The 24,067-nt window shown below is 42.4% G+C and carries 24 protein-coding genes; 10 read left to right on the top strand and 14 right to left on the bottom strand.

Going from position 1 to position 24,067, the window contains the following annotated elements; translation table 11 throughout:
- Positions 1-64: 64 nt before the first annotated feature.
- Positions 65-271, bottom strand: a complete 207-nt coding sequence (locus tag ACFQ3S_RS07865) for a hypothetical protein (RefSeq protein WP_377163032.1) — start codon at positions 269-271, stop codon at positions 65-67.
- Between the two features lie 182 nt (positions 272-453).
- On the opposite strand from ACFQ3S_RS07865, the gene ACFQ3S_RS07860 reads away from it, so the two are divergent.
- From ACFQ3S_RS07860 to ACFQ3S_RS07850, 3 genes are read left to right on the top strand one after another with little or no spacing between them, the layout of a single operon-like run.
- Positions 454-930 (top strand): GNAT family N-acetyltransferase, encoded by a 477-nt coding sequence (locus ACFQ3S_RS07860; protein WP_377163030.1) that lies wholly within the window; start codon positions 454-456, stop codon positions 928-930.
- The gene (locus ACFQ3S_RS07855) at positions 927-1,550 is read left to right on the top strand and encodes an RNA-binding domain-containing protein (RefSeq protein ID WP_377163129.1); all 624 of its coding nucleotides are present in this window, start codon (positions 927-929) and stop codon (positions 1,548-1,550) included. The genes ACFQ3S_RS07860 and ACFQ3S_RS07855 overlap by 4 nt, the downstream gene beginning before the upstream one ends.
- Before the next feature lie 55 nt (positions 1,551-1,605).
- Entirely contained in the window at positions 1,606-2,988 is a 1,383-nt protein-coding gene (locus ACFQ3S_RS07850; RefSeq protein WP_377163027.1) for an MATE family efflux transporter, read from the top strand.
- Here ACFQ3S_RS07850 and ACFQ3S_RS07845 read toward each other — a convergent pair.
- Genes ACFQ3S_RS07845 through ACFQ3S_RS07815 form a run of 7 tightly spaced genes read right to left on the bottom strand, consistent with a single transcriptional unit; the run spans position 2,977 to position 8,357 of the window.
- The gene (locus ACFQ3S_RS07845; RefSeq protein WP_377163024.1) at positions 2,977-3,879 is read right to left on the bottom strand and encodes a histone deacetylase family protein; all 903 of its coding nucleotides are present in this window, start codon (positions 3,877-3,879) and stop codon (positions 2,977-2,979) included. The two genes, ACFQ3S_RS07850 and ACFQ3S_RS07845, sit on opposite strands and share 12 nt — an antisense overlap.
- Before the next feature lie 9 nt (positions 3,880-3,888).
- Complete coding sequence (locus tag ACFQ3S_RS07840) at positions 3,889-4,734, bottom strand: bestrophin family protein (protein ID WP_377163022.1); 846 nt, start codon at positions 4,732-4,734, stop codon at positions 3,889-3,891.
- 3 nt (positions 4,735-4,737) lie between these two features.
- Positions 4,738-6,018, bottom strand: a complete 1,281-nt coding sequence (gene kynU, locus ACFQ3S_RS07835; protein WP_377163020.1) for a kynureninase — start codon at positions 6,016-6,018, stop codon at positions 4,738-4,740.
- Positions 6,019-6,065: 47 nt separating this feature from the next.
- Complete coding sequence (locus tag ACFQ3S_RS07830; RefSeq protein ID WP_377163018.1) at positions 6,066-6,572, bottom strand: pyridoxamine 5'-phosphate oxidase family protein; 507 nt, start codon at positions 6,570-6,572, stop codon at positions 6,066-6,068.
- A 60-nt stretch (positions 6,573-6,632) separates the two neighbouring features.
- Entirely contained in the window at positions 6,633-7,235 is a 603-nt protein-coding gene (locus ACFQ3S_RS07825; protein ID WP_377163016.1) for a DNA-3-methyladenine glycosylase, read from the bottom strand.
- Positions 7,222-7,881 (bottom strand): alpha/beta hydrolase, encoded by a 660-nt coding sequence (locus ACFQ3S_RS07820; protein ID WP_377163014.1) that lies wholly within the window; start codon positions 7,879-7,881, stop codon positions 7,222-7,224. The genes ACFQ3S_RS07825 and ACFQ3S_RS07820 overlap by 14 nt, the downstream gene beginning before the upstream one ends.
- On the bottom strand, positions 7,881-8,357 hold the full coding sequence (locus ACFQ3S_RS07815; RefSeq protein ID WP_377163012.1) for a GAF domain-containing protein: 477 nt from the start codon (positions 8,355-8,357) through the stop codon (positions 7,881-7,883). Before ACFQ3S_RS07815 ends, ACFQ3S_RS07820 begins: the two co-directional genes overlap by 1 nt.
- A 181-nt stretch (positions 8,358-8,538) precedes the next feature.
- Between ACFQ3S_RS07815 and ACFQ3S_RS07810 the strand changes: the two genes are divergently transcribed.
- Positions 8,539-9,243, top strand: a complete 705-nt coding sequence (locus ACFQ3S_RS07810; RefSeq protein WP_377163010.1) for a DUF3291 domain-containing protein — start codon at positions 8,539-8,541, stop codon at positions 9,241-9,243.
- Positions 9,244-9,248: 5 nt separating this feature from the next.
- Positions 9,249-9,497: a hypothetical protein gene (locus ACFQ3S_RS07805; protein WP_377163008.1), complete on the top strand. Its 249-nt coding sequence runs from the start codon at positions 9,249-9,251 to the stop codon at positions 9,495-9,497.
- A gap of 20 nt (positions 9,498-9,517) precedes the next feature.
- Here ACFQ3S_RS07805 and ACFQ3S_RS07800 read toward each other — a convergent pair whose 3' ends face one another.
- Positions 9,518-10,402 (bottom strand): fructosamine kinase family protein, encoded by an 885-nt coding sequence (locus ACFQ3S_RS07800; protein ID WP_377163006.1) that lies wholly within the window; start codon positions 10,400-10,402, stop codon positions 9,518-9,520.
- Between the two features lie 71 nt (positions 10,403-10,473).
- Between ACFQ3S_RS07800 and lepA the strand changes: the two genes are divergently transcribed.
- Positions 10,474-12,261, top strand: coding sequence for a translation elongation factor 4 (gene lepA, locus ACFQ3S_RS07795; protein ID WP_377163004.1), 1,788 nt, complete (start codon positions 10,474-10,476; stop codon positions 12,259-12,261).
- A 112-nt stretch (positions 12,262-12,373) separates the two neighbouring features.
- Complete coding sequence (locus tag ACFQ3S_RS07790) at positions 12,374-13,264, top strand: bifunctional 5,10-methylenetetrahydrofolate dehydrogenase/5,10-methenyltetrahydrofolate cyclohydrolase (RefSeq protein WP_377163002.1); 891 nt, start codon at positions 12,374-12,376, stop codon at positions 13,262-13,264.
- 132 nt (positions 13,265-13,396) lie between these two features.
- Here the strand turns inward: ACFQ3S_RS07790 and ACFQ3S_RS07785 are convergent, their stop codons facing one another.
- Both ACFQ3S_RS07785 and ACFQ3S_RS07780 read right to left on the bottom strand, forming a co-directional pair.
- A complete protein-coding gene (locus tag ACFQ3S_RS07785; RefSeq protein WP_377163000.1) occupies positions 13,397-13,738 on the bottom strand; it encodes a Rieske (2Fe-2S) protein in 342 nt (113 codons plus the stop codon).
- Between the two features lie 5 nt (positions 13,739-13,743).
- Positions 13,744-14,499: a hypothetical protein gene (locus ACFQ3S_RS07780; RefSeq protein ID WP_377162998.1), complete on the bottom strand. Its 756-nt coding sequence runs from the start codon at positions 14,497-14,499 to the stop codon at positions 13,744-13,746.
- Positions 14,500-14,599: 100 nt separating this feature from the next.
- On the opposite strand from ACFQ3S_RS07780, the gene ACFQ3S_RS07775 reads away from it, so the two are divergent.
- Together ACFQ3S_RS07775 and ACFQ3S_RS07770 are read left to right on the top strand one after the other, a co-directional pair.
- A complete protein-coding gene (locus ACFQ3S_RS07775; RefSeq protein ID WP_377162996.1) occupies positions 14,600-15,223 on the top strand; it encodes a 7-carboxy-7-deazaguanine synthase QueE in 624 nt (207 codons plus the stop codon).
- Positions 15,224-15,256: 33 nt separating this feature from the next.
- The gene (locus ACFQ3S_RS07770) at positions 15,257-17,155 is read left to right on the top strand and encodes an OmpA family protein (RefSeq protein WP_377162994.1); all 1,899 of its coding nucleotides are present in this window, start codon (positions 15,257-15,259) and stop codon (positions 17,153-17,155) included.
- Positions 17,156-17,161: 6 nt separating this feature from the next.
- Here the strand turns inward: ACFQ3S_RS07770 and ACFQ3S_RS07765 are convergent, their stop codons facing one another.
- Both ACFQ3S_RS07765 and recQ read right to left on the bottom strand, forming a co-directional pair.
- Entirely contained in the window at positions 17,162-19,576 is a 2,415-nt protein-coding gene (locus ACFQ3S_RS07765) for a hypothetical protein (RefSeq protein WP_377162992.1), read from the bottom strand.
- A gap of 147 nt (positions 19,577-19,723) precedes the next feature.
- On the bottom strand, positions 19,724-21,916 hold the full coding sequence (gene recQ, locus ACFQ3S_RS07760; RefSeq protein ID WP_377163127.1) for a DNA helicase RecQ: 2,193 nt from the start codon (positions 21,914-21,916) through the stop codon (positions 19,724-19,726).
- Positions 21,917-22,140: 224 nt separating this feature from the next.
- On the opposite strand from recQ, the gene ACFQ3S_RS07755 reads away from it, so the two are divergent.
- Entirely contained in the window at positions 22,141-23,226 is a 1,086-nt protein-coding gene (locus ACFQ3S_RS07755) for a mannose-1-phosphate guanylyltransferase (protein WP_377162990.1), read from the top strand.
- 75 nt (positions 23,227-23,301) lie between these two features.
- Here the strand turns inward: ACFQ3S_RS07755 and rlmB are convergent, their stop codons facing one another.
- Positions 23,302-24,066 carry a 23S rRNA (guanosine(2251)-2'-O)-methyltransferase RlmB gene (gene rlmB, locus ACFQ3S_RS07750; protein WP_377162988.1) on the bottom strand — a complete coding sequence of 255 codons (765 nt, stop codon included), beginning with the start codon at positions 24,064-24,066 and terminating at the stop codon, positions 23,302-23,304.
- Position 24,067: the final 1 nt, after the last annotated feature.

Genomic DNA, 24,067 nt, shown 5'->3' with positions numbered 1-24,067 from the left:
TCTCTTTAATAGTAGATAAAGATTATAAAAAATGCCCCTGGTTTAACACCAGGGGCATTTGCCATTATTGTGGCGGGTTGGTTCTGGTAGTATCTGTGCTACGGGCAGTATCTCTGGCGGTACTGTCTGTAGTTGGTGTTGACATGGTTGCTGATGAATCCATGCTGGTGCTGTCACCACTACCTGCTGCCTTTTCAGAGCTGCTGCAACCCGCGGCTACTGTTGCTACTATTGCCGTTACAAAGGCGAATTTCAAAAATTGCTTTTTCATAGGATTAATTTGTTGTTCGATCTTTTAACAAGGATAACATTGATATTGTTTAAGTTATCTATAATTTTCTGCTGGTAAAAGTTAAAAATACTGTTACAATCAGGCGTTTACAGGTACGCTACGCAATCTTATATTTGTTAAATACTTTTATATTAGCATTTTTCGTTTACATCTATAACTGTATGGAAACAGTAAACATTGCACATAATTTTTTAAAAAAAGGCTATACCATATCAACAGACCATAGCTTGCTTGATGTAGGTGTGATCTATAATTTCTTGGAAAACGAGTCGTATTGGGCTAAAGGCATTAGCTTAAAACGCTTGCAAACATCTATAGATAATTCCATGTGTTTTGGCCTTTATCACCAAAATAATATGTGCGGTTTTGCACGTGTTATAACCGATAAAGCTACATTTGCTTATATATGCGATGTGTTTGTGGTTAAAGAACACCGCGGCAAAGGCTTATCGAAATGGATGATCCATACAATAAAAGATCATCCTGAATTGAGCGGTTTAAGGCGCTGGATGTTAGCCACAGCCGATGCACATGAGTTATATAAGCAATACGGCTTTAGGCCTATAAGTACACCCGACAGATGGATGGAGATTTTTACCCCCTACATAACCACGGCAGGCAGCACTACAACAAAATGACCATTAAACGGTTGATTTTTGAAGGTGAAGGCGTTTCGCTGGATTTTAAAAAGACCATTACCAGTTGCGAAAAGATTGCTAAAACCATGGTATCTTTCGCTAATAACAAAGGCGGTCGCTTGCTGATCGGTGTGTTGGATGATGGCACTATTAAAGGTGTAAAATCTGAAGATGAGGAACGGTACATGATTACCCGTGCCGCTCATTTTTTTGCCCGCCCCGCTTTAGAGCCCATTTTTGAAGAGGTATATATAGATGATAAACTGCTGGTAGTTGTTGAAATTGAACCCAGCACTACCAAACCGCACTATGCCCTGGGTGATGATGGCAAATGGTGGGTGTATATCCGCATAAAAGATAAAAGCGTGCTGGCCAGTAAGATTGTGGTAGATGTACTTAAACGATCGGATGATAGCCAGGGGGTGCTTATTGAGTATTCTTCCAAAGAAAAAGCGCTGTTAGAGTATCTTGATTTAAACGACCGCATTACCGTAAAACAGTTTTGCGAACTGCTGAACATGAGCCGCCGACGCGCGCAGCGCATACTGGTTAACTTGGTTTTGTCGGGCGTTATCCGCGTTCACACCACTGAAAAAGAAGAATTTTATACGGCAGCGTAGGTTTCACCTTCATGCTAAATCTGCTATCTTTGTCGCCCCGAAGCTTTCTGCACCTATGTCGTTTACATTTCAAGCCTATCGTCCCTACTACAAAGAGAACCTTAAACTGGCTATCCCGGTAGTTATTTCGCAGTTGGGTCATACGTTGGTGCATCTGTCAGATAGTGTTATTGTAGGGCATTTCGCGGGTACTATCTCCTTAGCGGCTGTATCATTAGTAAACAGCGTATTTGTGGTGGCTATGGTGATGGGTTTGGGCATTAGTTATGGCATAACGCCCTTGATAGCCCAGTTCAACGGTCAAAAAAACTTCGAGGCCTGCGGACGGCTACTTTCTAACAGTTTGTTCATCAATTTCATTTCGGGCATCGTACTGTTTGTGGTTTTATATTTTGGTGCCGGTAACCTGCTCGATCATTTAGGGCAATCGCCCGAGGTGTTGAAGCAGGCTAAGCCGTTTTTACTACTCATCTCCGCGTCAATTATACCGCTGATGCTATTCAGCACTTTTAAGCAATTTGCCGAGGGCTTAGGCTTTACCCGCCAGGCCATGATGATTTCTATATGGGGGAATGTACTTAATATTTGCCTCGGGGTTATATTTGTAAAAGGTCTTTTCGGGGTTAAGCCTATGGGTATTGATGGTGTTGGGTATAGTACGCTCATAGATCGTACCCTAATGGCTTTTGTAATGGGCTTTTATGTTTTCAGGTCGGTTAACTTTAAACAATATCTCCAACGTTTTTCTATTACCTACATTAGCCGCGCACGATGTATAGAGTTAGTACGCATTGGCGCGCCGGTAGCTATGCAATATACTTTTGAGGTGAGCGCTTTTAGCGCTGCTGCCGTAATGGTTGGCCAAATTGGCCCGGTGCAGCAAGCAGCACACCAGGTAGCACTCAACCTGGCCTCCATGACGTATATGATAGCCAGCGGTGTATCGTCGGCGGCGGCTATTAAATCGGGGAATTACTTTGGTGCTAAGAGCTACACCGACCTGCGTAATTCGGCTATTGCGAGTTACCATATCGTGCTGATTTTTATGAGTGTTACGGCACTTATTTTTGTGATATGCAATAACTGGCTGCCCTGGATCATTACTTCGGATAAACAGGTAATTGCCATAGCGGCGCACCTGCTCATAATTGCTGCCATATTCCAGCTGTTTGATGGTGCGCAGGTAATTGGCCTGGGTATTTTGCGTGGTATGGGCGATGTAAATGTTCCTACAATCATCACCTTTTTGGCTTATTGGGTAGTGGGTTTGCCTTTAGGCTACTGGCTGGGCTTGCGTTTGGGTTTAGGTGCCAACGGTGTTTGGTATGGCTTGGTAGCCGGCCTTGCCGTAGCCTCCATCCTGCTGTACATGCGCTTTACCTCCACCACTAAAAGACACATAGAAAACTATATTTTCGAAGATACCCTAAAAGTATAGGTCTACAGCCGCGCGGTATGTATTGCAATGCGCTTCCACAATATCTTTAATTTCGGGCGAATAGCCGCCGCCCATGCTCACCTGCACCGGGATACCCGCTTGCTTACATTGTTGCAGTACAAAGTGATCACGTTCTTTACAGGCCTCTTTACTTAGTGCCAGTTTGCCTAATTTATCGGAAGCCAGCACGTCTACACCAGCCAAATAAAATATAAAGCCGGGCTTTATACGGTTAATTAAATCAGGAACGGTTTGTTTTACGATGCTCAAAAACTCATCGCCGGTCATGCCATCGGGTAAGGGAATATCAAGATCAGATTTCTCCTTTCGGGCTGGGAAATTATTGGCCCCATGCATCGAAAAAGTGAATACCCGCGGTTCATTTTCAAATATCTCGGCTGTACCGTTGCCCTGGTGTACATCTAAATCAATAATTAATATAGATTTTGCTAAGCCTTTACTCAATAAGTAGTTGGCCGCAATAGCCTGATCATTCAGCATACAAAAGCCTTCACCCCAATTGCTACCGGCATGGTGCGTACCACCCGCTACATTAAAGGCTACACCGTTTTGCATGGCATAGCTGCAACCATCAATTGTGCCTTTGGCAATACGGATCTCACGTTCTACCAGGTCTGCATTAAGCGGAAAACCAATGCGGCGCTGTTCTTTGGGCGGTAGGGTTAAGTCGCGCAGGTGTTCCCAGTAAGTTTGATCGTGCGTTAAAAGGATGGTTTCTTCATCCAGCGGTTCGGGGGAAAACAGGTTTTCCAATTCTATCAAACCCTCATGCAACAATTGCGCAGGTATCAGTTCGTATTTGAGCATAGGAAAGCGATGCCCTTCGGGCAACGGATGCGCATATATGGGATCGAAAGCAATCTTCAGCATATCGTTTTGTTACCCCAGTATTTCGTTAATATGCTTCTTAATGTTACCTGCTATTAAATCCAAAGGCAAATCGTTTTCATCAAAACCAAACGGATTTTCAATTTCCTCGGCTATCAGCTCAATACTGGCCAATACATACAGCACAAAGGCAATAATTGGGATGATGTAGTAGTGCAGTTCAAATGCCCAGGTTAAAGGCAAACTCATCACAAAAAAGAAGATGAACTTTTTAATGAATACGCCATAATTGTAAGGGATGGGCGTATTCTTGATACGTTCACAAGCGCCGCAAATGTCCGTAAATGACATCAGTTCGGCATTGATGCTCATTAACTCACCGGTATTCAGCTTGCCATCATTCAAATGATACGAACGCTCAATCATTAAGGATGCTACCTGGTTGGGTACATGCTTAGTAATATCTACCTTGGCATCATAATCGTTCTGAATAGTTTCCCGCAGGTGGTCTTTTAACACTTGGGCATACAGCGGGATGTGTTTGTTATAAAAATCAACATCAGCAGCGGTACCTAAATGTTTAACTTTGATGGCCAGGTTGCGGCTGTTATTTACTAAGCTACCCCACAGTTTACGGCCCTCCCACCAGCGATCGTAAGCCGAATTGATACGAAAGGCCAGCAACAACGAAAGCACAAAGCCCAGTGTAGTGTGCACTACATTGGTTTTATGAATCACACTACTATCGGGCACATGGATATAGTCGAGCAAAAGCCAGGTAATCAACGCTCCATAAATGCCAATACCAATTAGCAGCGGGAAAAGCTCGCGCAGCGTATCCGATTTATGGAACCGGAATAAAAAAGTAAACCAATCCTTGGGTTTGTAACTAATCATAAATTAAACGCTGATAGACTCTGCCAAATGCAGGGCTGCTGTATAGGCATCAGTAAAAGTATTATATAAAGGCACCGGGCTCAACCTAATTACGTTTGGTTCTCGCCAATCGCCAATTACGCCCCTGCTTGCCAAATAATCGAACGTGGCTTTGCCCTTTTCTTTGCAGATAATAGACAACTGACAACCCCGCTCTTGCTGGTTTTTAGGTGTGATGATCTTAAATAGCTCATCTCCGTATTGCCGGTTAACCTCTTCAATTAAATATTCCAAATAACCGGTTAGTTGTAAACTTTTTGCACGAAGAGCGGGTATGCTACCTGCTTCCTCAAATATTTGCAAAGCCGCTTTATGCGCAGCCATCAATAATATCGGGCTTGTGCTCACTTGCCAGCCTTCGGCACCGTCCTCGGGTTCAAAGCCCGGTGCCATTTTAAAGCGCGTATCGTTGCGGTAGCCCCACCATCCTGCAAAACGGTTCAGTTCTTTATTTTGATGATGTTTTGTGTGTACAAAAATGCCGCTTATACCACCAGGACCAGAATTCATGTACTTATAGGAACACCAGCAGGCAAAATCGGCACCCCAGTTATGAAGCTCTAAAGGCACATTACCGGCAGCATGAGCCAGGTCGAAGCCCACATAAGCACCGGCTGCATGGCCCGCTTCGGCAATAACCTGCAAATCAAAAAGCTGACCCGTATAATAATTGATACCACTAAACAGCACCAATGCCAGTTCATCGGCATGTTCTATAATTTTGCTGACAATATCGGCTGTACGTAAGGTGCTTTCACCATCGCGCGGAAAAACCTCTATAATGGTGTCTTTAGGATCAAAACCGTGAAACTTTACCTGACTTTCCATGGCGTACTGGTCCGACGGAAAAGCACCGCCTTCCATCAATATTTTGTAACGCTTATGTGTTGGCTGGTAAAAACTCACCATTAGCAAGTGCAGGTTCACCGTAAGCGAATTCATAATAGTAACCTCGGCCGGTTGCGCGCCAACAATATTAGCCAGGGGCTGAAGCATTTGTTTATGATACTGCAACCAGGGGTCATCACCCTGAAACCAGCCTTCCACAGCCAGGGTTTGCCAGTTACTTAACTGATGTGCTATGTATTGTTGAGTTGCCTTAGGTTGCAGTCCTAAAGAATTACCACAGAGGTAAATAGCATCGCTGCCCTCATGCTGTGGTATTAAAAACTGCTGGCGAAAAGAGTTCAGCACATCTTGTTCATCCAATTGCCGGGCATATTCGGCACTATTATGGTATTCCATTAGCCAATATTACAAAAAAAGGCAGATTTTTCATCTGCCCTCATTTTTTATAAATCTACTTTATCGTGTTCGCCCGGTTCAAACTTGGTACCTGTAATAACCGATTTGAGCCATTTAAATGCTAAGCCTAAACCATTTGCACTGCCATCCCAATATTCGGCCTGGGTCATATCAACCCTTAGCAGGGTTAATTTAGGGTCGTCAATGCCATCTTTAAAAAATGCCTCTATAAACGGGTCCCACAGTTCCTGCATTTTGGCGCGGTCGTCAACAATTGCTGCGGTGCCATTAATGCTGATGTATGTTGAAGCGGTTGCATTGGTGTAGGTTACGCTCACTTTATTATCGTGCGATATCTCGACCACTTTTGAAGAAAACTCATTGGTAAAGAACCAAAGGCTACCTTCCACATCGAGTTGCGCGGTAGCCATAGGGCGGCTGTGAAAGCCATTATCTACAGTGAAGGTGGTGAGCATAGCGGTTTTTGATTTGTCGATCAGGCCGCGTAAATGCTCAATATTTTCCAGTTTCTTTAAGTCGTTTTGGTAATCCATGGCTATTGTTTTTTAGTTAGATAACCTATAAACCCGCCAACTTGATTTTTGATTGAAATATTAACGATTTGGTTTACTCACGTACGCATTACCCTTTACGTAGAAGCGGTAAGGCAGCAAAGCATCTTCGGCAGCATATCCTACACCTACCCGCGGAACAGCGGCAATTTGCTCATCGGCAAAAATCAATCCCTGATCTTCTATCCACAACTCATTGCTTTGAAAACTGATGGAATTCAGCTTGCGCGATATACCCAAAGCTTTGCCAACCGAACCCGGACCAGCAGTAATGTTGGGTTTAACCACGGCCATGTTGCGCCGGTACAGCATTTCATCTAAACCCACGGTAGGGTTCACCGCTCTAATCAATACCGCATGTGGCTCACCTTGTACCGAGGTAACCACATTCAACATTTCGTGAATGCCGTAGCACAGGTACACGTAAGCCACACCCCCATGCGCGAACATGGTTTGCGTACGCGACGTTAAGCGGTTGCCATAGGCATGCGAAGCTTTATCTACAACGCCATTATAAGCCTCTGTTTCAACAATGTATCCGCCGGTTACTACTCCATTTAAACAGGTGAAAAGATATTTACCTATCAAGTTACGGGCTATCTCAACTACATTACTGTTGAGATAAAATGATTCAGGCAATTTCATTTTTTAAGATAGATTGAACGATCTGGCTTATTTGCAGTCCGCGGGTGTACACCATATCGTGGCTACCCTTCTTAACTATATAATCGGCATCTTTAATTCGTTTGCACGAAAAAATCAGGTCCTTATCGCCTATAATATGATAAACTTTAGTATTTAACGGTGTTGGCTGCCACCTCAAAATGGCATGCATAGCCCACCTCATAAACACCGGGGAACTATGCCTGATCATATCCACAAACATCAATCCCGATTTACCACCCATTTTACCAAACAAAGGTTTAATAATATAGCCAACCGAACTGTAAAAGCCATGCGGAATGACCTTGTATAACGGAAAATTACGGAATAATTTAAAGTACCACGGAAATTCGGAAGCCGATTTAACACTGGATACGATGATAGCTTTATTTAAGGAAATGATACTACTGATCTCCACGACCATCACACCCCCTAACGATACGCCTAAAATGTTGGAGTGCGGTTCAATATGGTAATGTTCTGCCAGTTTTTTGGCATAAGTTGCTATAGTATCAGTGGGTTCAGGTTCTATCCAGTCCACGTAAACAATTTCGTATCCAGGTAGGTCAAGCTTGTTGAACAAACGCCTGTCGGCACCGAGGCCCGAGATCAGGAAAATTTGCTCCATTAAAAGTTCAATAATTTCACTAACTCTTCCAGGTATAGGGCGTCAGTTTCGTCGAACTGGTCCAGTTGTTCGCTGTCCACATCCAGCACCCCTACCACCTTACCATGGTTAAGCAAAGGCACTACAATTTCTGATTGCGATAAAGAGCTACAAGCAATATGTCCTGGAAATGCTTCTACATCGGGAACTATTAATGTTTTTTGTTGCTCCCACGCTGCCCCGCAAACGCCTTTACCCATGCCAATTCGTGTACAGGCCACCGGTCCCTGGAAAGGACCTAAAACCAATTCACCATTTTTCACCAGGTAGAAGCCTACCCAAAACCACTTAAACTGTTCTTTTAAAGCAGCGGACATGTTCGCTAAATTAGCGGTGAGATCTGTCTCGCCTTGCAGCAGCGCTTCAATTTGCGGTAGCAAGGATTGGTATTGCGCTGCCTTATCGGTGGATTGCAGGATGTTTAAATCTTCGGCCATGTTGCAAACATAAGCAGGTTGGCTGAAAAGTAAATAAGACAAATATCATATTTAATTATTTATTTCGCTTTTAAATTACAGGCACTTTAATGAGACACAAAGTATTGTGTCTCTACGGTAAATAATTGTAGAGACACAATACTTTGTGCCTCTACTTTGTGTCTCTTATTGTTAATATTTCATGATCGTTAGCCTCACCATAGTACGTTACCGCAAAGCTCTTATCCCGTTTGCCTTATTGGCAATGGCTGTGCACCGCTTGCCTTTAATGCTGCAAAAGGGCTGCACCTTTTGGAAACTGGTTGGTTGTGGCCGCAATGGCACCTTTGACCTGTCGCCCGACTGGCAGCAATGGGGTTTAATGGCCTCGTGGAACAGCCGCGAAGATTTCGACCGTTTTTACCAGCATTCGTTCATCTCCACCTGGTGGAAAAAGCTGGCTACCGAAAGCTGGACCATGCTGGCCGAACCCCTACAGGCTCATGGCAAATGGGACGGCGGTGAGCCTTTCGGCCACCCCGATGTAAAAGATTACACCGGCCCCATTGCTGTTTTAACCCGTGCTACCATACACCTGAATAGGTTAAAGAACTTTTGGAGCCACGTTGACCAGGCAGCGCAATTAATGACCCGTTCCGAAGGTTATATTACTTCGGTAGGCATTGGTGAAGCACCGGTTTACCGGCAAGCCACGTTTTCGGTATGGGAAAGTTTGGATGCCGTTAAGTCTTTTGCTTACCGCTCGCCCGAACATGCCGAGATCATTAAAAAAACACGTGCCGAAAAATGGTATAGCGAAGAAATGTTTGCCCGCTTTAAACCTGTAGCCGCCTGGGGTACTTTAAACGGCACCGACCCGTTGCAGGGTAAAATTAAATTTGACTGATTTTTATGAGAATAATTGCTGAAATACCACACCCCGATTTTAAGGTATCTATCCTGAACATGAACCGAAAGTTTATCATTAAAATAGAGCAAGGGGCATTGGAGCAAACTTATAAGGTAGCCGAAATGGATTTGATGGATGGTGTAAACAGCGTTTTTGAATTACTGGACGAGCCATTTTACAAAACCGTTGCCGCTCGTTTTACCGAAATGCGCAAGGACTGGAAGGAAACCTATAACCGGTATAATCAATAATCGCTAATATGGTACTCAACCTACACATATTTCATCACCGCGTTTTTTACCTGGCTCAAATATCCGGTTCCAAATAAGTTCAAATGCAATAACAGCGGATATAGGTTCCATAAATCTACTCTTTGCTGCCAGCCTTGTACTAATGGAAAACTCTCTTGATAAGAACTGTAAAAATCAGTTCCGAATCCACCAAAAAGCTTGGTCATGGCTATATCGAACTCGCGGTGACCGTAACTTACAGCAGGGTCAATTAAGTAGGGTTTGCTTACAGTACTAATGAGATAATTGCCGCCCCATAGGTCACCATGTATGAGGGAAGGCGGTTCTTCGTTGAACAAACCGGGTAAGTTTTTGTAAATACTATCAAATTTTCCCACATCTACTTTATTTAGTAAGTTCTTGTCACGAGCAATCTGAACCATTGGCTGCAGTCGTTCTTTTACAAAAAAATCAGCCCAGGTATCTTTCCCACTGTTACTTTGTATTAAGGATCCCATATAATTATCCTGAGGGAAGCCAAACTGCTTAGCGGTATGACTGTGCATAGCGGCCAACTGCCTCCCTAAAAGGCGTGACGCATCGGGCGTTGGCCTCATGCTCTCTATCCATTCCAAAACCAGGAAGCTGTCATCCTCATAATTATCCAGCAAAATAACTTTTGGTACTGCAATGGTTTTGGTATTTTTAATGGCCGTTAACCCCTCCGCCTCGCGTATAAACATGTTGGGATAAGCACTTTTGTTTTTGCGCTTCATCATGTAATCACCCGCACTGGTATGCAAACAATAGGCCGCGTTAATACTTCCGCCACTTACGGCCGATACATGTTGAAGCCTGGTATGCTGGCCTATAGCCCCGCCCAGTTGCTGTTCTAAATACACTGTGAATTGTTTGGAAATCGCCATCACCCTAAATTAGCTATTTCAATCACAGCATTACAATTTATCGGCTTAAAAAGCTATTTTTGCAGCTTCAAATGAAGCACATCCGTAACTTTTGTATTATCGCTCACATCGACCATGGTAAAAGTACCCTGGCCGATCGTTTGCTGGAATTTACCAAAACTATTACCGCCCGCGAGGCACAGGCCCAATTGCTGGACGATATGGACCTGGAACGCGAACGCGGTATTACCATTAAAAGCCACGCCATACAAATGGATTACGTGATGGATGGTCAGGCCTATGTTTTAAACCTGATTGATACGCCCGGCCATGTCGATTTTTCGTACGAGGTATCACGCTCCATTGCTGCCTGCGAAGGCGCTTTGTTAATTGTTGATGCATCGCAAGGCATACAGGCGCAAACCATATCCAACCTTTACCTGGCTTTAGAGAACGACCTCGAGATTATTCCGGTGTTGAACAAAATGGACCTTCCGGGTGCCATGCCCGAGGAAGTAAAAGATCAGATTGTTGACCTCATTGGTTGCAAGCGTGAGGAGATCTTAGCCGCATCGGGTAAAACCGGTATGGGTATAGAAGAAATTTTGCGTGCCATTATAGAGCGTGTACCAGCCCCAGTGGGCGACCCGGATGCGCCTCTGCAAGCCTTGATCTTCGATTCGGTGTTTAATTCCTTTCGCGGTATTATAGCTTACTATAAAGTAGTGAACGGCGAGATCCGTAAGAATACTAAGGTTAAGTTTATGGCCACCGGTAAGGAATATATTGCCGATGAAGTGGGTACCTTAAAGCTAACCCAGCTGCCTAAGGATGTAATTAAAACCGGTGATGTGGGCTACATTATTTCGGGTATTAAAGAAGCCAAAGAGGTTAAAGTTGGTGATACTATTACTTTAATTGAACGCCCAGCAGCCGCTGGTATTCAAGGTTTTGAAGAGGTGAAGCCTATGGTTTTCGCCGGTATTTACCCGGTTGATACCGATGATTACGAAGAACTGCGCGACTCGATGGGTAAGCTGCAGCTGAACGATGCCTCATTGGTTTTTGAACCGGAATCATCGGCGGCGTTAGGTTTTGGTTTTCGCTGCGGTTTCCTGGGGATGCTGCACATGGAAATTATCCAGGAGCGTTTAGAGCGTGAGTTCGATATGACGGTAATTACTACCGTACCCAACGTATCGTACATTGCACATACCACCAAAGGTGAACCGTTCCCGGTAAATAACCCATCCGATTTGCCCGATCCAAGTAAGCTGGACTTTGTAGAGGAGCCTTATATTAAAGCCAATATTATTACCAAGGCCGAATTTGTGGGTCCGGTAATGTCGTTGTGTATTCAAAAGCGTGGTACTATCGTTAACCAGTCGTACTTAACGGCCGACCGTGTGGAACTGATTTTTGAGATGCCTATGGGCGAAATCGTGTTCGACTTTTACGACAAGCTGAAAACCATTTCCAAAGGTTACGCTTCTTTCGATTATACGCAGATAGGTTACCGTCAGAGTGATTTGGTGCGTTTGGATATCCGTTTAAACGGCGAGCCTGTGGATGCTTTGTCATCCTTAATTCACCGCAGTAACTCGTATGATTTTGGTAAAAAGATTTGCGAAAAGCTGAAGGAACTGATCCCGCGCCAGCAATTTGAGATCATTATACAAGCTTCCATTGGCGCAAAAATCATAGCGCGCGAAACCGTGAAAGCTTTACGTAAAGATGTAACCGCCAAGTGTTATGGTGGTGATATCTCCCGTAAACGTAAACTGTTAGAAAAACAGAAAAAAGGTAAAAAACGTATGCGCCAGGTTGGTAACGTAGAGATACCACAATCGGCATTTATGGCAGTTTTAAAATTAGATTAAAACCATCCCCCAGCCCCTGAAGGGGATACGGAATATGTGGTTACATTATTGCTCCCCTTCAGGGGGTTGGGGAGCTAAACTTATACTCCCTCTTTAGGGGGCTGGGGGGTTCATGAATTTATTAGACGGAAAATACGTATCTGAAAAATTAAAGGTTGAAATTGCTGAACAGGCAGCAGAATATTTACAGCGAAGCGGACGGCAACCGCATTTGGTAGCCGTACTGGTTGGGCACGATGGTGGCAGCGAAACTTATGTGGCCAGCAAGATGCGTAATTGTGAAAAAGTTGGTTTTAAATCGAGCCTGGTACGCTATGAGAATACGGTTACCGAAGCTGAACTATTGGCTAAGGTAGCAGAACTTAATGCCGATACTGATATTGACGGCATCATCGTTCAACTCCCGCTCCCCAAACACATTGACCCGGAAAAAGTAACCGAAAAGATAGATCACCGCAAAGATGTGGATGGCTTTCACCCGGTTAATTTAGGCCGCATGCAGCGTAATTTGCCGTCGTTTATTCCGGCTACGCCCTACGGTATTACCTTAATGCTGAAGGAATACGGCATTGATACCGCCGGCAAGCATTGCGTGGTAGTTGGCCGCAGTAATATTGTGGGTTCGCCTATGAGTATTTTAATGGCCCGTAATACCCAGCCTGGTAATTGCACCGTTACCATTTGCCATAGCCGCACACCCGATATTAAAAAGTTTACCCTGGATGCCGATATACTCATTGTAGCCATTGGTAAAAAGAATTTTATTACGGCCGATATGGTGAAAGAAGGTGCCGTTATTGTGGACGTGGGCATGAACCGCGAAACATCAACCCTAACAAAATCGGGCTATAAGCTTTTCGGTGATGTGGATTTTGAGAACGTTGCCCCTAAAGCTTCGTGGATTACTCCTGTACCCGGCGGCGTAGGGTTAATGACCATTATAGGCTTGCTGAAAAACACGTTGTCTTCGGCTAACCGGGAGGTTTACCCGGAAGTTGAGTAAGTTAAAAAACTCTCCATCTTTAATCTATTAAACTAACGATGTTAGTCAGAGCATATCGAAGCATTAGCAAATTTGTTAAGTCTTCAACATGCTCAAACTTACAGCATTGATTGAGATGCATTCAGCTTTTTGCTATCCCTTAAACACCCCTTTTAACGTTTCCATCCACGAGCCCACCTTTACATAAACGCCATCTTCTCTAACTTCTACCGGGTAAGTTCGAACATAATCATTTTGTCCGGGAGCTCCTCTACCCGTTTCCAGGTCATATTGATATCTGTGAAACGGACAAATTAACTTTCCATTTTCACACCTGCCTTTGCTAAGATCGGCACCAGCATGCGGACAAGTGGCCGATGTTGCAAATAGCTTTCCATCGGCATGTACCAGGCAAAGGGATTTTCCGCCTGCAATGACTTTCTTTAAAAATGGTGTAGAAACTTCTGCGTTATCAGCAGCTTTATACCAAGCCATAAAATTTAAAAATCTATACGCAGGTTCATCAAAGCAGGGTTTTTGATGAGCTCATCCATATTAGTTTGCAGCGTCACCTGTTTACGATCAGCAGAGAGTACCGCGTATTTATTATCTATTTTTTTTACAGGTTTGGCAAAGTTAAGTACTACTTTGTAGGGTGTTTCTATCAGCATAGCCTTGGCCATGGCAAAAGTTGAACCGGTTTTTTTGAGAAATGCGTTAAACTTGGCTTTATCAATAATACGGATAAATTTACTGGAGGTAACCTGGTAGGCATAACACTCTTGCCCGGCTATTAACTGCTGGGCATTAAACATATTCAGGTTGCGGTTTTTTTTACCTATCTGGTCGTAATTAACCAGTTTCGACATTTGCTGCAAGTAATACTCCAGTTCGGCAGGGCTGTCAGACTGGTGGCGTATGCTCACCTTCATGCGGCTTTGCTTCAGGTTCATGTTAATGGCCAGGTTGCTGCTTTGGGTCAGTTTCATTTCATCCTTGCTCATTTTATTTTGAGTACTGTCTGGCAGGGCGCTATAGAGGTTCATTACCGTATCTTTTACCATAGCGAACTGAGGTGTTGCCGCTACCGAATCGGACAGTAAATTATGCAAAATGGCAACCGCCCGGCTCATATCAAAATCGTAAATTACATCGCAGGTACCATTGGCCTTAAAGTTATAACGCTCAACAATATCCACGCATGAGGTAAGCGTACAGCTTAAAAAAAGTATAATAAAAAAGTAAAGTTTTTTCATATAGCTCATTTGCAAGTAATTATAGTAATAAATATTGATAATCAGATGTTTTAAAAAATGTTTGTGCTGGTGCCTATTGTGTATATTTGCAGATTAATTTATGGCACACATTATACCAGAAGATGGCACAGAGCTTCCGTTAATGGAAGAGTTTTACACCATACAGGGCGAAGGATACAATTCGGGTAAAGCCGCATACTTTATAAGGCTTGGAGGCTGCGATGTAGGTTGCCATTGGTGCGATGTTAAAGAAAGCTGGGATGCCGAACTCCATGCGCTTACCGCGGCCGACTTAATTGTACAAAGCGCACTTAAATATCCGTCGAAAAATGTAGTGGTTACCGGTGGCGAGCCATTGATTTATAACCTCGATTATTTAACCGGCGAGCTGCACAGGCATGGCATAAAAACGTTTATAGAAACTTCGGGGGCTTATCCGCTTTCGGGCCATTGGGACTGGATTTGCCTTTCGCCAAAAAAATTTAAAGCGCCCATGCCCGATGTTACTGCATTCGCGCATGAATTAAAAGTAATTGTATTCAACAAATCAGACTTTGCCTGGGCCGAAGAACATGCCCAACGGGTATCACCACAATGCAAATTATTCTTGCAGCCGGAGTGGTCTAAAGCTAAAGAAATGATGCCTTTAATAGTTGATTATGTAATGAATAATCCGCAGTGGGAGGTATCGCTTCAAACGCATAAGTTCATGAATATTCCGTAACTAATTGTATCTTGGGTTCGTATAAACTTTGTTATGCGATTCGGTGCAATTTGGTTATTGTTATTGGTTACACTTCAGGTATGGGGGCAGGCTAAACAATATAGTACTACCAACAATGCTGCAATTACCTACTATCAAAAAGCCGGTGCTTTTTTAGACAGGCAAGACTATCAAAATTCTATTCTTCAATTACAAAATGCCTTACAGGCCGACAGTAATTTTATAGAAGCACACACCCAACTGGGAGATCTGTTTAAAATTCAATATAATTACAAGCCGGCTATTGAACAATACCGTAAAGTAATATTGCTTAACCCCGAATTTAACCGGGGTGTTTATTTAAAGCTGGGCGAGGCAGAAATTAATTTAGGTGAGTATAACCAAGCACTTATTCACCTCGAAAAATATATCACCTACCCTACCATTACACCCGACAACCGGTTTTATGGACGTAAACTTATTGCCGATTGTAATTTCAGCATACAAGCCCTGTTACATCCCGTAGCTTTTAAACCGGTAAACTTGGGTCCCGAAATAAATTCGGCAAACGATGAATACTTACCGGTATCAACAGCCGATGAAAGTACCCTGATATTTACACGTAAAATTTTAAATAACGAAGACTTTTATAAGAGTAATAAGCTAAACGGCCAATGGACAGCGGCTTCCTATTTAAGCAAGCTCATTAACACCGCAGAATATAATGAAGGGGCACAATCTTTATCGCAGGATGGTAAATATCTTTTTTTTACTGGCTGTAACCGCCCCGATGGTGCCGGACGTTGCGATATCTATGTATCACAAAAAAAGGGTGAAGACTGGAGCAAGCCTTTTAACATCAGCGCTCCGGTTAACAGTTCGGGCTGGGAATCGCAACCTTCCATTAGCGCCGATGGTCATACACTGTACTTTGTAAGTAACCGTAAGGGTGGTTACGGTGGCTACGATATATGGAAATGTACGGTTACCAATAAAGGATGGTCTCAACCCGAAAACCTGGGCCCAAATGTTAATACACCTTATGATGAACAATCGCCCTTTATTCACCCCGATGATAGTACCTTATATTTTTGCTCAAACGGCTGGCCGGGCATGGGTAACAAGGATCTGTTTGTAAGTCGTTTAAACAAAGCCGGTAAATGGCAAAAGCCCGATAATATGGGCTATCCCATTAACTCTAACAGAGACGAGAACGGCATGAGCATCAGCACTACTGGGGGTTATGCCTACTTTGCTTCAAATACCTTAAATGGCTATGGCGGTTTCGATATTTATAGGTTTGAATTGCCCGAAAAAACCCGTCCGCATGCGGTTACCTACGTTAAAGGATCGGTTGTGGATGCCACTACCAGGAAACCCATAGATGCTGAGGTTGAAATTGTTGACCTGGTGACTAATCAGCCGGTTTATCACAGTTCAAGCTCTCCCCCCGATGGTGGTTTTTTGGTGACACTGGTAACCGGGAGAAATTACGGGCTAACAATTACTAAGAACGGATACCTGTTTTCGTCGGAAAATTTTTCTTTATCGGGGCAGCAGCCACATAAACCCTTTTTAATAGAAGTACCTTTAAATACCATAGAGATAGGCCGTTCGGCTATTTTAAAAAATGTGTTTTTTGATACCAACAGGTTCGATCTTAAGCCCGAATCGCAATCGGCTTTAAAGTACCTGATCAACTTTATGACGCTTAATCCTACGGTAAGCATTGAGGTTTCGGGCTTTACAGACAATGAAGGCAATGATCAATTAAACCAAACCTTATCAAATAATAGAGCCAAATCGGTGTATGATTACCTAATTAACCATGGTGTAACCGCTACTAAACTACAATTTAAAGGCTACGGTAAACAAATGCCTGTTGCACCTAATATTAACGAAGACAACCGCGCCAAAAATCGCCGTACCGAATTTAAGATCATTGCTAAATAATACCTATTAGGGCTTTTTAACGGTTATATTGCTTTCGCTGTAAACAACCCCACTGGTAGTTATACCTTGTACTATAATTCTGAACTTTCCGGTAATATCGCTGGTATAAAAATACAGTTCCACTTCCTTATCAGCATTTACATTTACTAAATGGTTCCAATAAATAGTTGACAAGTATTCGGGCTGACATGGGTTTACCACCGCATAATCGGCACCGTAAAATTGTTTAGCCTGATAAATAGCAGGAAGTGACCGTATGTTAGAAGCCTCAGCAGGTGGTACCCCGCCGCAGCCCAAATATACCTTGCCAATATAAGTGGCACCAATTACAGGTTGCGTATTATCGGGCTCGTTACGGTGATTGGCACAATTAAATATATTGTTTCGGCATATATAATCGCCACAACTGTTAATAAACTTAGCCGACTGTTTTGCACCATAAAGGGAGTTGTCTTTTGATGAAGACACTTTAACTTCCCGCAGCTGTATAGCACGCTCCATGCCTTTAATGGCAAAATTCTCTGAGTTCTGGCTTGTTGATGTACCTTCGTAATTTACCGGTTTTAAGACATTGGCAAGCAGGAGATTTACTTTTTGATAAGGGTTAGTCATTGTAAGATCATAGCCTTTGGCTGCATTGATAAAAATTTTCAGGGGTTTGTCTTGCGGGTTAACCATATCTGTATGTGCTAATATGAATTTTCCGGCTTCATCAGTAATTAACAGTGCACTCAAAGAATCGCGTATGAGCATAAAATCAACCGGTTTTTTAGTTTGCTTCCCAAACTGATTGATCTTTCCTGAAAACTCTAAGGACGAATTTTTATAAAGTGTATCAATCGCCTTTTGAGATATTAAATTAAGCCATGAATAATTGCGCCAACCCTTTATTAATAGCAATTTTTCTAAATAATTTTTATCATCGTTACTGTTGCTTAAATAATTTTCCTTTAAAGGCATTTCACCTAATACACTTTTCAGGTAAAAATAACTTTCAATATCATTGGTCTTTTTTAATTCGAGGCGGTTATCCTGCACACAAGCTATTGATACCGCACCTTGCAAAGGCTGTCCATTCTGGCTTAGCATCTGCATACTCAGTTTAACCTTTTCGCGTGTATGATAAGTGTTTTTATCTGTTTTAATTTTCAATAAATCGCGCTCATTGTAATGTGCAAAAAAAATTCGCTCGGCATAAGGTTTACCCAGGCTATCGGTTAGGGTAATTACTGCCAAACCCTTAGGTATATTATTTAAACTAACCTTTACTTTACGTGCCGACAAAGCATTTACTTCTATTGCAGTTGATATAAATTGTTGCTGGTAATTATGGACATTTAAATATACCGTATTGTGCTGGCTGCTTTTTAATTGCAAGTGCAGGGTATCGTTCACAATTGCTTTATGCATGGTTAAAGTTATGCCGTTAGGCAATACAGCAGGTAATTGATACGCCGTATCTTTTAAGCCGGTAGTATTTAATTTTACCCAATATTTAGCGGCTGTTTGTGGATTGATGATAAACCTGCCCATACCGTAGCTGTCAGTTTCAATAGTATCTATAACCGTGTTATAATTATACAGCAGCCCGCTAATTTTTAACGGCCGCCCATCAGATGTTTTCACCTCTACGCCTACCTGCGATACTAAATTATTGACTAAACTACCGCCTTCGGGGTAAAACTTCACTTTGGGCTGGCCTTCACTTTGAGGCAGATACAAATGCAGGTACTGTGCGTTATTTTTACTTTTTACCTGTACCTGTACCATGTTTTTATTACTTGGTACCTGTATAATATATTGCCCTGCTTTACTGGTTTTACCCTTGCCATTTATTGTGGTTGTATCATTCCCCAATACTTTATAATCTACCGAAGCATTGGCTAAGGGTAAATAATCATTTCCATTAACATTAAGTAAAACCTGCCTGGGTTTATGGTAACTGTTTTTAGCAGTATCGGTTAACGATAAAATAGCTTTAAAGCCCGGTACCGAGGTTGATTTGATAGTAACTGGTTGACTAAAAAGAACTTCGGGAGCTTTATTAATTATTATGTTGGTGTACACGTTAAATGTATAATTACCTGGAGAAATAGAATCGGGGATGAAAAGGTTACCCAAACCAATTCCATTAACCATCACAAATTTTTCTTCCAGCGCAATCACACGATCTACATCGTTAACTAAACTCACCGAAAGCGTATGATGCTCTTGCTTATCTTCAGCATTAAGCAAATAAGCTGTAAACCAAACATTATCATTATTGGTGTAAAGCGTTTTATCAAAATGTACAAATAGTAACGAGGATGGATTAGATTGCCTGTAAAGATTCAATTGATGCTGCAGCGAATCACCCAAATGAGTATTACCCTGGCCATATACCCGCAAAGCAAACATGCTACATAACGTAGTCAATATCATTAGCCGGTAAAAAAAACTTTGTGTGCTCTTTATTTTATGCAGCAACATAGGTGTTTAAGTGTACTCATATTACACTCAATTGTTTGCCGGCAATTTATAAAAAAAGGAACCCTGTTAGAGTTCCTTTTTTTATAATATCATTTTTTCTTAGTTTCCTAATTCAGAGAAAAACTTGATCCTCATGAGCTGTATCTCTTCGCGCGTGTAATCGTTCGCGCCCAGGTCAACCAGCGCGTCATCAATCGAATCAACTTCGGCCGTGCGGAAATAGTCAAACACTTCTTCTTGCTTATCCTCATCTATCACCTCATCTACATAATAATTAAGGTTCAATTTGGTGCCCGAATTTACTATAGATTCTACTTCGTGCAGGATCTCTTCGTAAGTTAAACCTTTGGATGCCGCTATATCTGTTAAATCCAGATGCCGGTCGATATTTTGTATAATATAAACTTTGAGTGCCGATTTGTTAGCTGCGCTTTTGATCACCATATCAATAGGGCGGTCAATGTCATTATCTTCCACGTACTTTTTAATCAACTCAATAAAAGGTGCCCCAAACTTAGCGGCCTTACCTGCACCCACACCCGATATTTGTTTCAATTCATCGGTTGATATGGGGTAGTGCGTACACATTTCTTCTAAAGAAGGATCCTGGAAAATAACGAACGGCGGCAGGCTTTTCTGCTTCGCAATTTTTTTACGAAGGTCTTTCAGCATTTGCAGCAATTGCGTATCCAAAGCAGTACCACCTTGCTTAGGACCATCTTCCGAGTCATCGTCATCGGTAGATTCCATGGGCTTGTTGAGCACAAAACGCATGCTGTAAGGGTTATCCAAAAAGTCGTGACCTTTTTCGGTTAACTTTAACAAGCCATAATTATCAATATCTTTCGATAAAAAATTATCAAGCAAAGCTTGGCGCAGCAACGAATTCCAAAGATTTTTATTTTCCTCTTTACCAGAGCCAAACACATCCAGCAAATGATGTTCGTAATGGTGAACATGCGGATTGTCTTCGCCCATTAATACGCTGGTAATATGATGATCGTCAAACTTATCACCCAATTGCTTTATTAAACTTAATGCCCGGTGCAATTGTGATTCGGCATCAAAGAACTGACGGACGGAGCTGCAATTATCGCACATGCAGTTACAGTTGGCCGCATCATAATCTTCACCAAAATAATGCAGGATCTGCTTACGGCGGCACACAGCCGATTCGGCATAATCTATCACCTCTTTTAATATCTGAGTACCAATTTCTCGTTCCGAAACCGGCTTGTCTTTCATAAATTTCTGCAGCTTATCTACATCTTTTTCAGAGTAAAAAGCTACGCAGATACCTTCGCCTCCATCGCGGCCCGCTCTACCGGTCTCTTGGTAATACCCCTCCATGCTCTTCGGTACATCGTGGTGTATCACATAGCGTACATCGGGTTTATCTATCCCCATACCAAAGGCAATGGTTGCTACAATAACGTCAGCATCTTCCATCAAAAACCTGTCTTGCGTATCGGCACGTACCTTGGCATCTAAACCGGCGTGGTAAGGCAACGCTTTAATGCCGTTAAGCTTTAAGGCTTCGGCAACTTCTTCTACCTTTTTACGGCTCAGGCAGTATATAATACCCGACTTGCCCTGGTGCTGCTTAATAAAACGTACAATTTCTTTAAGCACATTTCGTTTGGCACGAACCTCGTAATACAAATTTGAACGGTTGAACGATGATTTGTATATCGTTGCGTTATTCATTTGTAAATTCTTTTGAATATCGTGCTGAACCTTTGGTGTAGCAGTAGCCGTTAAGGCTATAATGGGGATGTTTTCGCCCAGGTTGGTAATTACCTGGCGTATTTTACGGTATTCGGGCCTGAAATCGTGCCCCCATTCCGATATACAATGCGCTTCGTCAACCGCCACGAACGACAATTTATTCAAACGCAAAAAGTCTATATTATCTTGTTTAGTTAACGATTCGGGTGCTACGTATAAGAGCTTGGTTTTTCCGGCTAATACATCTTCTTTAACTTTAGCTGTTTCGGCTTTGGTTAAAGACGAGTTTAGGAAGTGGGCTACACTTTCTGAATTGCAAAAAGCCCTGAGCTGGTCTACCTGATTTTTCATCAGGGCTATGAGAGGAGAAATTACAATGGCTGTACCTTCCGTCATTAATGCCGGGAGCTGGTAACACATGGACTTTCCGCCGCCAGTAGGCATAATTACAAATGTATCATTGCCGGCCATTATGTTGGTTATAATCGCTTCCTGCTCACCCTTGAAATTATCAAATCCGAAAAAATTCTGTAGGTTATCAAAAAGCGACTTTTTTATTTCAATCATTTTTTTGTAGAAAGTATGAAGTTTTGCTTTTAAAGTTCAAAATAACAAAAAAATATATGCAGAGTGTGTAATGTTAACGAAATAGTAAACTAATATGATTTTTCTGCTATAATGAACCTTGATAATTAATAACTAAATATACCTTAAATTTATTACAAAACCGAATAATTTTTTACAAATTTGAGCACTGTGTTATCACTTCATCACACACTGTAAATAATATGAATAAAAATTATTATGCCATAATTATGGCCGGTGGTATCGGAAGCCGTTTCTGGCCAATTAGCCGTACCTCACATCCAAAACAATTTATAGATATTTTGGGTACTGGAAAAACGCTCATACAACACACTTACGACAGATTTCTGAAGATTTGCCCCAAAGAAAATATTTATGTAGTTACCAATGAGATTTATACCGACCTGGTAAAAACACAGATACCAGCCATGACCGATTCGCAAATATTAACCGAACCGGTAATGCGCAATACCGCCCCATGCGTGGCCTATGGCTGTTATAAAATTGAAAGCATGGACCCCGATGCGGTTATTGTGGTTGCCCCTTCCGATCACCTGATTATGGACGAAGCCGGCTTTGTAAATTCCATAGAGCAATCCTTGCAAACCGCGGCTAAACATCAGTGCCTGGTTACCTTGGGCATCAAACCCTCGCGCCCCGATACCGGTTACGGTTACATTCAGTATAACGACCGGGTTATTGATGAGCAGTTTCATAAAGTGAAAACCTTTACCGAAAAACCAACGCTTGATATTGCCAAAACATTTATACAAAGCGGCGACTTTTTATGGAACGCAGGAATCTTTGTATGGTCGGCCAAAGCAATTGTTGGTGCTTTTGATAAGTACCTGCCCGATATGCATGAGATTTTTGCCGAAGCACGTACCGTTTATAATAGTGCCGAAGAAAAACCGCATGTGCATAATGCCTATCAACGTTGCACCAACATTTCTATTGATTACGGTATTATGGAGAAGGCTGAAAATGTTTACGTACTTCCGTCAGAATTTGGCTGGAGCGATTTAGGTACCTGGGCGTCGGTTTATCAACTGGCCGAAAAAGATTACGTGGGCAATGCGGTTATCCCCTCCGAAAAAGTGATCATGTACGATTCATCAAACTGTATGGTGAACATGCCCGATGATAAATTAGTGATCATTAAAGGCCTGCACGATTACATTGTGGTAGAATCGAACAACACACTATTGATCTGTCCTAAAAACGATGAGCAAAACGTTAAACAAGTAGTAGCCGACGTTAAGCAGAAATTTGGAACGAAGTATATTTAATGTGCAAATTTTAAATGTGCGAATGTGCAGATGTTTAAAAGCATCTGCACATTTTTAATTTGCACATCAGCACATCTACTGCCTCTGCCTGATAGCTTCATACAATATCACCCCTGCCGATACCGATACGTTCAGTGATTCAATTTCACCGAACATGGGTATTTTAGCCAGGTAATCGGCCGTACGAATCAGTTCATTACGGATGCCTTCATCTTCCGAACCCATTACTATGGCGGTTGGTGCGGTATAATCGGGTTTATAAATATAATCGTTGGTTTTTTCGGTGCAACACACTATCTGCAAACCCGATTCTTGCAAAAATTTAACCGTTTGTACAAAATTATCATGACGACAAACCGGTATTTTATATAAAGCGCCGGCGGATGTTTTTACGGCATCTGCGTTAATTTGTGCCGAACCTTTTCCTGGTACTACAATGGCATGCACACCTGCACACTCGGCTGTACGGGCAATGGCACCCATGTTACGCACATCGGTAACGCTATCCAGTAATAAAATTAACGGCACCTCCCCTTTTTCGTAAATTTCAGGAATAATATTCTCAATTTTATGGTAAATAATGGGCGAAATTACGGCCACCGCACCCTGATGGTTTTTAGGGGTCATGCGGTCCAGTTTTTCAACCGGTACAAACTGTGCCGAAATTTCATGTTCGGCTACAACCTTTTTCAATTCCTGATACAGATCGCCGGTTAAACCACGTTGAACATACAAGGTTTCTATTTCTTTGCCCGATGTAATAGCTTCAATAATAGCACGGATGCCGAATATAAACTGATTGTTGCTGTTGTTGCGCTTGGGCGGATAATTGCCTGTCATT

Origin of the sequence: Mucilaginibacter terrae (assembly GCF_042679325.1) — a bacterium.
Taxonomy (GTDB): domain Bacteria; phylum Bacteroidota; class Bacteroidia; order Sphingobacteriales; family Sphingobacteriaceae; genus Mucilaginibacter; species Mucilaginibacter terrae.
Note: the sequence above shows the minus strand (reverse complement) of the source record. Positions and strands in the feature narration are given on the sequence as shown.

Bases quoted from the DNA above. Each gene is read 5' to 3' on its own strand.
- ACFQ3S_RS07865 (WP_377163032.1), bottom strand. From the start codon at position 271: ATGAAAAAGCAATTTTTGAAATTCGCCTTTGTAACGGCAATAGTAGCA.
- ACFQ3S_RS07860 (WP_377163030.1), top strand. From the start codon at position 454: ATGGAAACAGTAAACATTGCACATAATTTTTTAAAAAAAGGCTATACC.
- ACFQ3S_RS07855 (WP_377163129.1), top strand. From the start codon at position 927: ATGACCATTAAACGGTTGATTTTTGAAGGTGAAGGCGTTTCGCTGGAT.
- ACFQ3S_RS07850 (WP_377163027.1), top strand. From the start codon at position 1,606: ATGTCGTTTACATTTCAAGCCTATCGTCCCTACTACAAAGAGAACCTT.
- ACFQ3S_RS07845 (WP_377163024.1), bottom strand. From the start codon at position 3,879: ATGCTGAAGATTGCTTTCGATCCCATATATGCGCATCCGTTGCCCGAA.
- ACFQ3S_RS07840 (WP_377163022.1), bottom strand. From the start codon at position 4,734: ATGATTAGTTACAAACCCAAGGATTGGTTTACTTTTTTATTCCGGTTC.
- kynU (WP_377163020.1), bottom strand. From the start codon at position 6,018: ATGGAATACCATAATAGTGCCGAATATGCCCGGCAATTGGATGAACAA.
- ACFQ3S_RS07830 (WP_377163018.1), bottom strand. From the start codon at position 6,572: ATGGATTACCAAAACGACTTAAAGAAACTGGAAAATATTGAGCATTTA.
- ACFQ3S_RS07825 (WP_377163016.1), bottom strand. From the start codon at position 7,235: ATGAAATTGCCTGAATCATTTTATCTCAACAGTAATGTAGTTGAGATA.
- ACFQ3S_RS07820 (WP_377163014.1), bottom strand. From the start codon at position 7,881: ATGGAGCAAATTTTCCTGATCTCGGGCCTCGGTGCCGACAGGCGTTTG.
- ACFQ3S_RS07815 (WP_377163012.1), bottom strand. From the start codon at position 8,357: ATGGCCGAAGATTTAAACATCCTGCAATCCACCGATAAGGCAGCGCAA.
- ACFQ3S_RS07810 (WP_377163010.1), top strand. From the start codon at position 8,539: ATGATCGTTAGCCTCACCATAGTACGTTACCGCAAAGCTCTTATCCCG.
- ACFQ3S_RS07805 (WP_377163008.1), top strand. From the start codon at position 9,249: ATGAGAATAATTGCTGAAATACCACACCCCGATTTTAAGGTATCTATC.
- ACFQ3S_RS07800 (WP_377163006.1), bottom strand. From the start codon at position 10,402: ATGGCGATTTCCAAACAATTCACAGTGTATTTAGAACAGCAACTGGGC.
- lepA (WP_377163004.1), top strand. From the start codon at position 10,474: ATGAAGCACATCCGTAACTTTTGTATTATCGCTCACATCGACCATGGT.
- ACFQ3S_RS07790 (WP_377163002.1), top strand. From the start codon at position 12,374: ATGAATTTATTAGACGGAAAATACGTATCTGAAAAATTAAAGGTTGAA.
- ACFQ3S_RS07785 (WP_377163000.1), bottom strand. From the start codon at position 13,738: ATGGCTTGGTATAAAGCTGCTGATAACGCAGAAGTTTCTACACCATTT.
- ACFQ3S_RS07780 (WP_377162998.1), bottom strand. From the start codon at position 14,499: ATGAAAAAACTTTACTTTTTTATTATACTTTTTTTAAGCTGTACGCTT.
- ACFQ3S_RS07775 (WP_377162996.1), top strand. From the start codon at position 14,600: ATGGCACACATTATACCAGAAGATGGCACAGAGCTTCCGTTAATGGAA.
- ACFQ3S_RS07770 (WP_377162994.1), top strand. From the start codon at position 15,257: ATGCGATTCGGTGCAATTTGGTTATTGTTATTGGTTACACTTCAGGTA.
- ACFQ3S_RS07765 (WP_377162992.1), bottom strand. From the start codon at position 19,576: ATGATATTGACTACGTTATGTAGCATGTTTGCTTTGCGGGTATATGGC.
- ACFQ3S_RS07755 (WP_377162990.1), top strand. From the start codon at position 22,141: ATGAATAAAAATTATTATGCCATAATTATGGCCGGTGGTATCGGAAGC.
- rlmB (WP_377162988.1), bottom strand. From the start codon at position 24,066: ATGACAGGCAATTATCCGCCCAAGCGCAACAACAGCAACAATCAGTTT.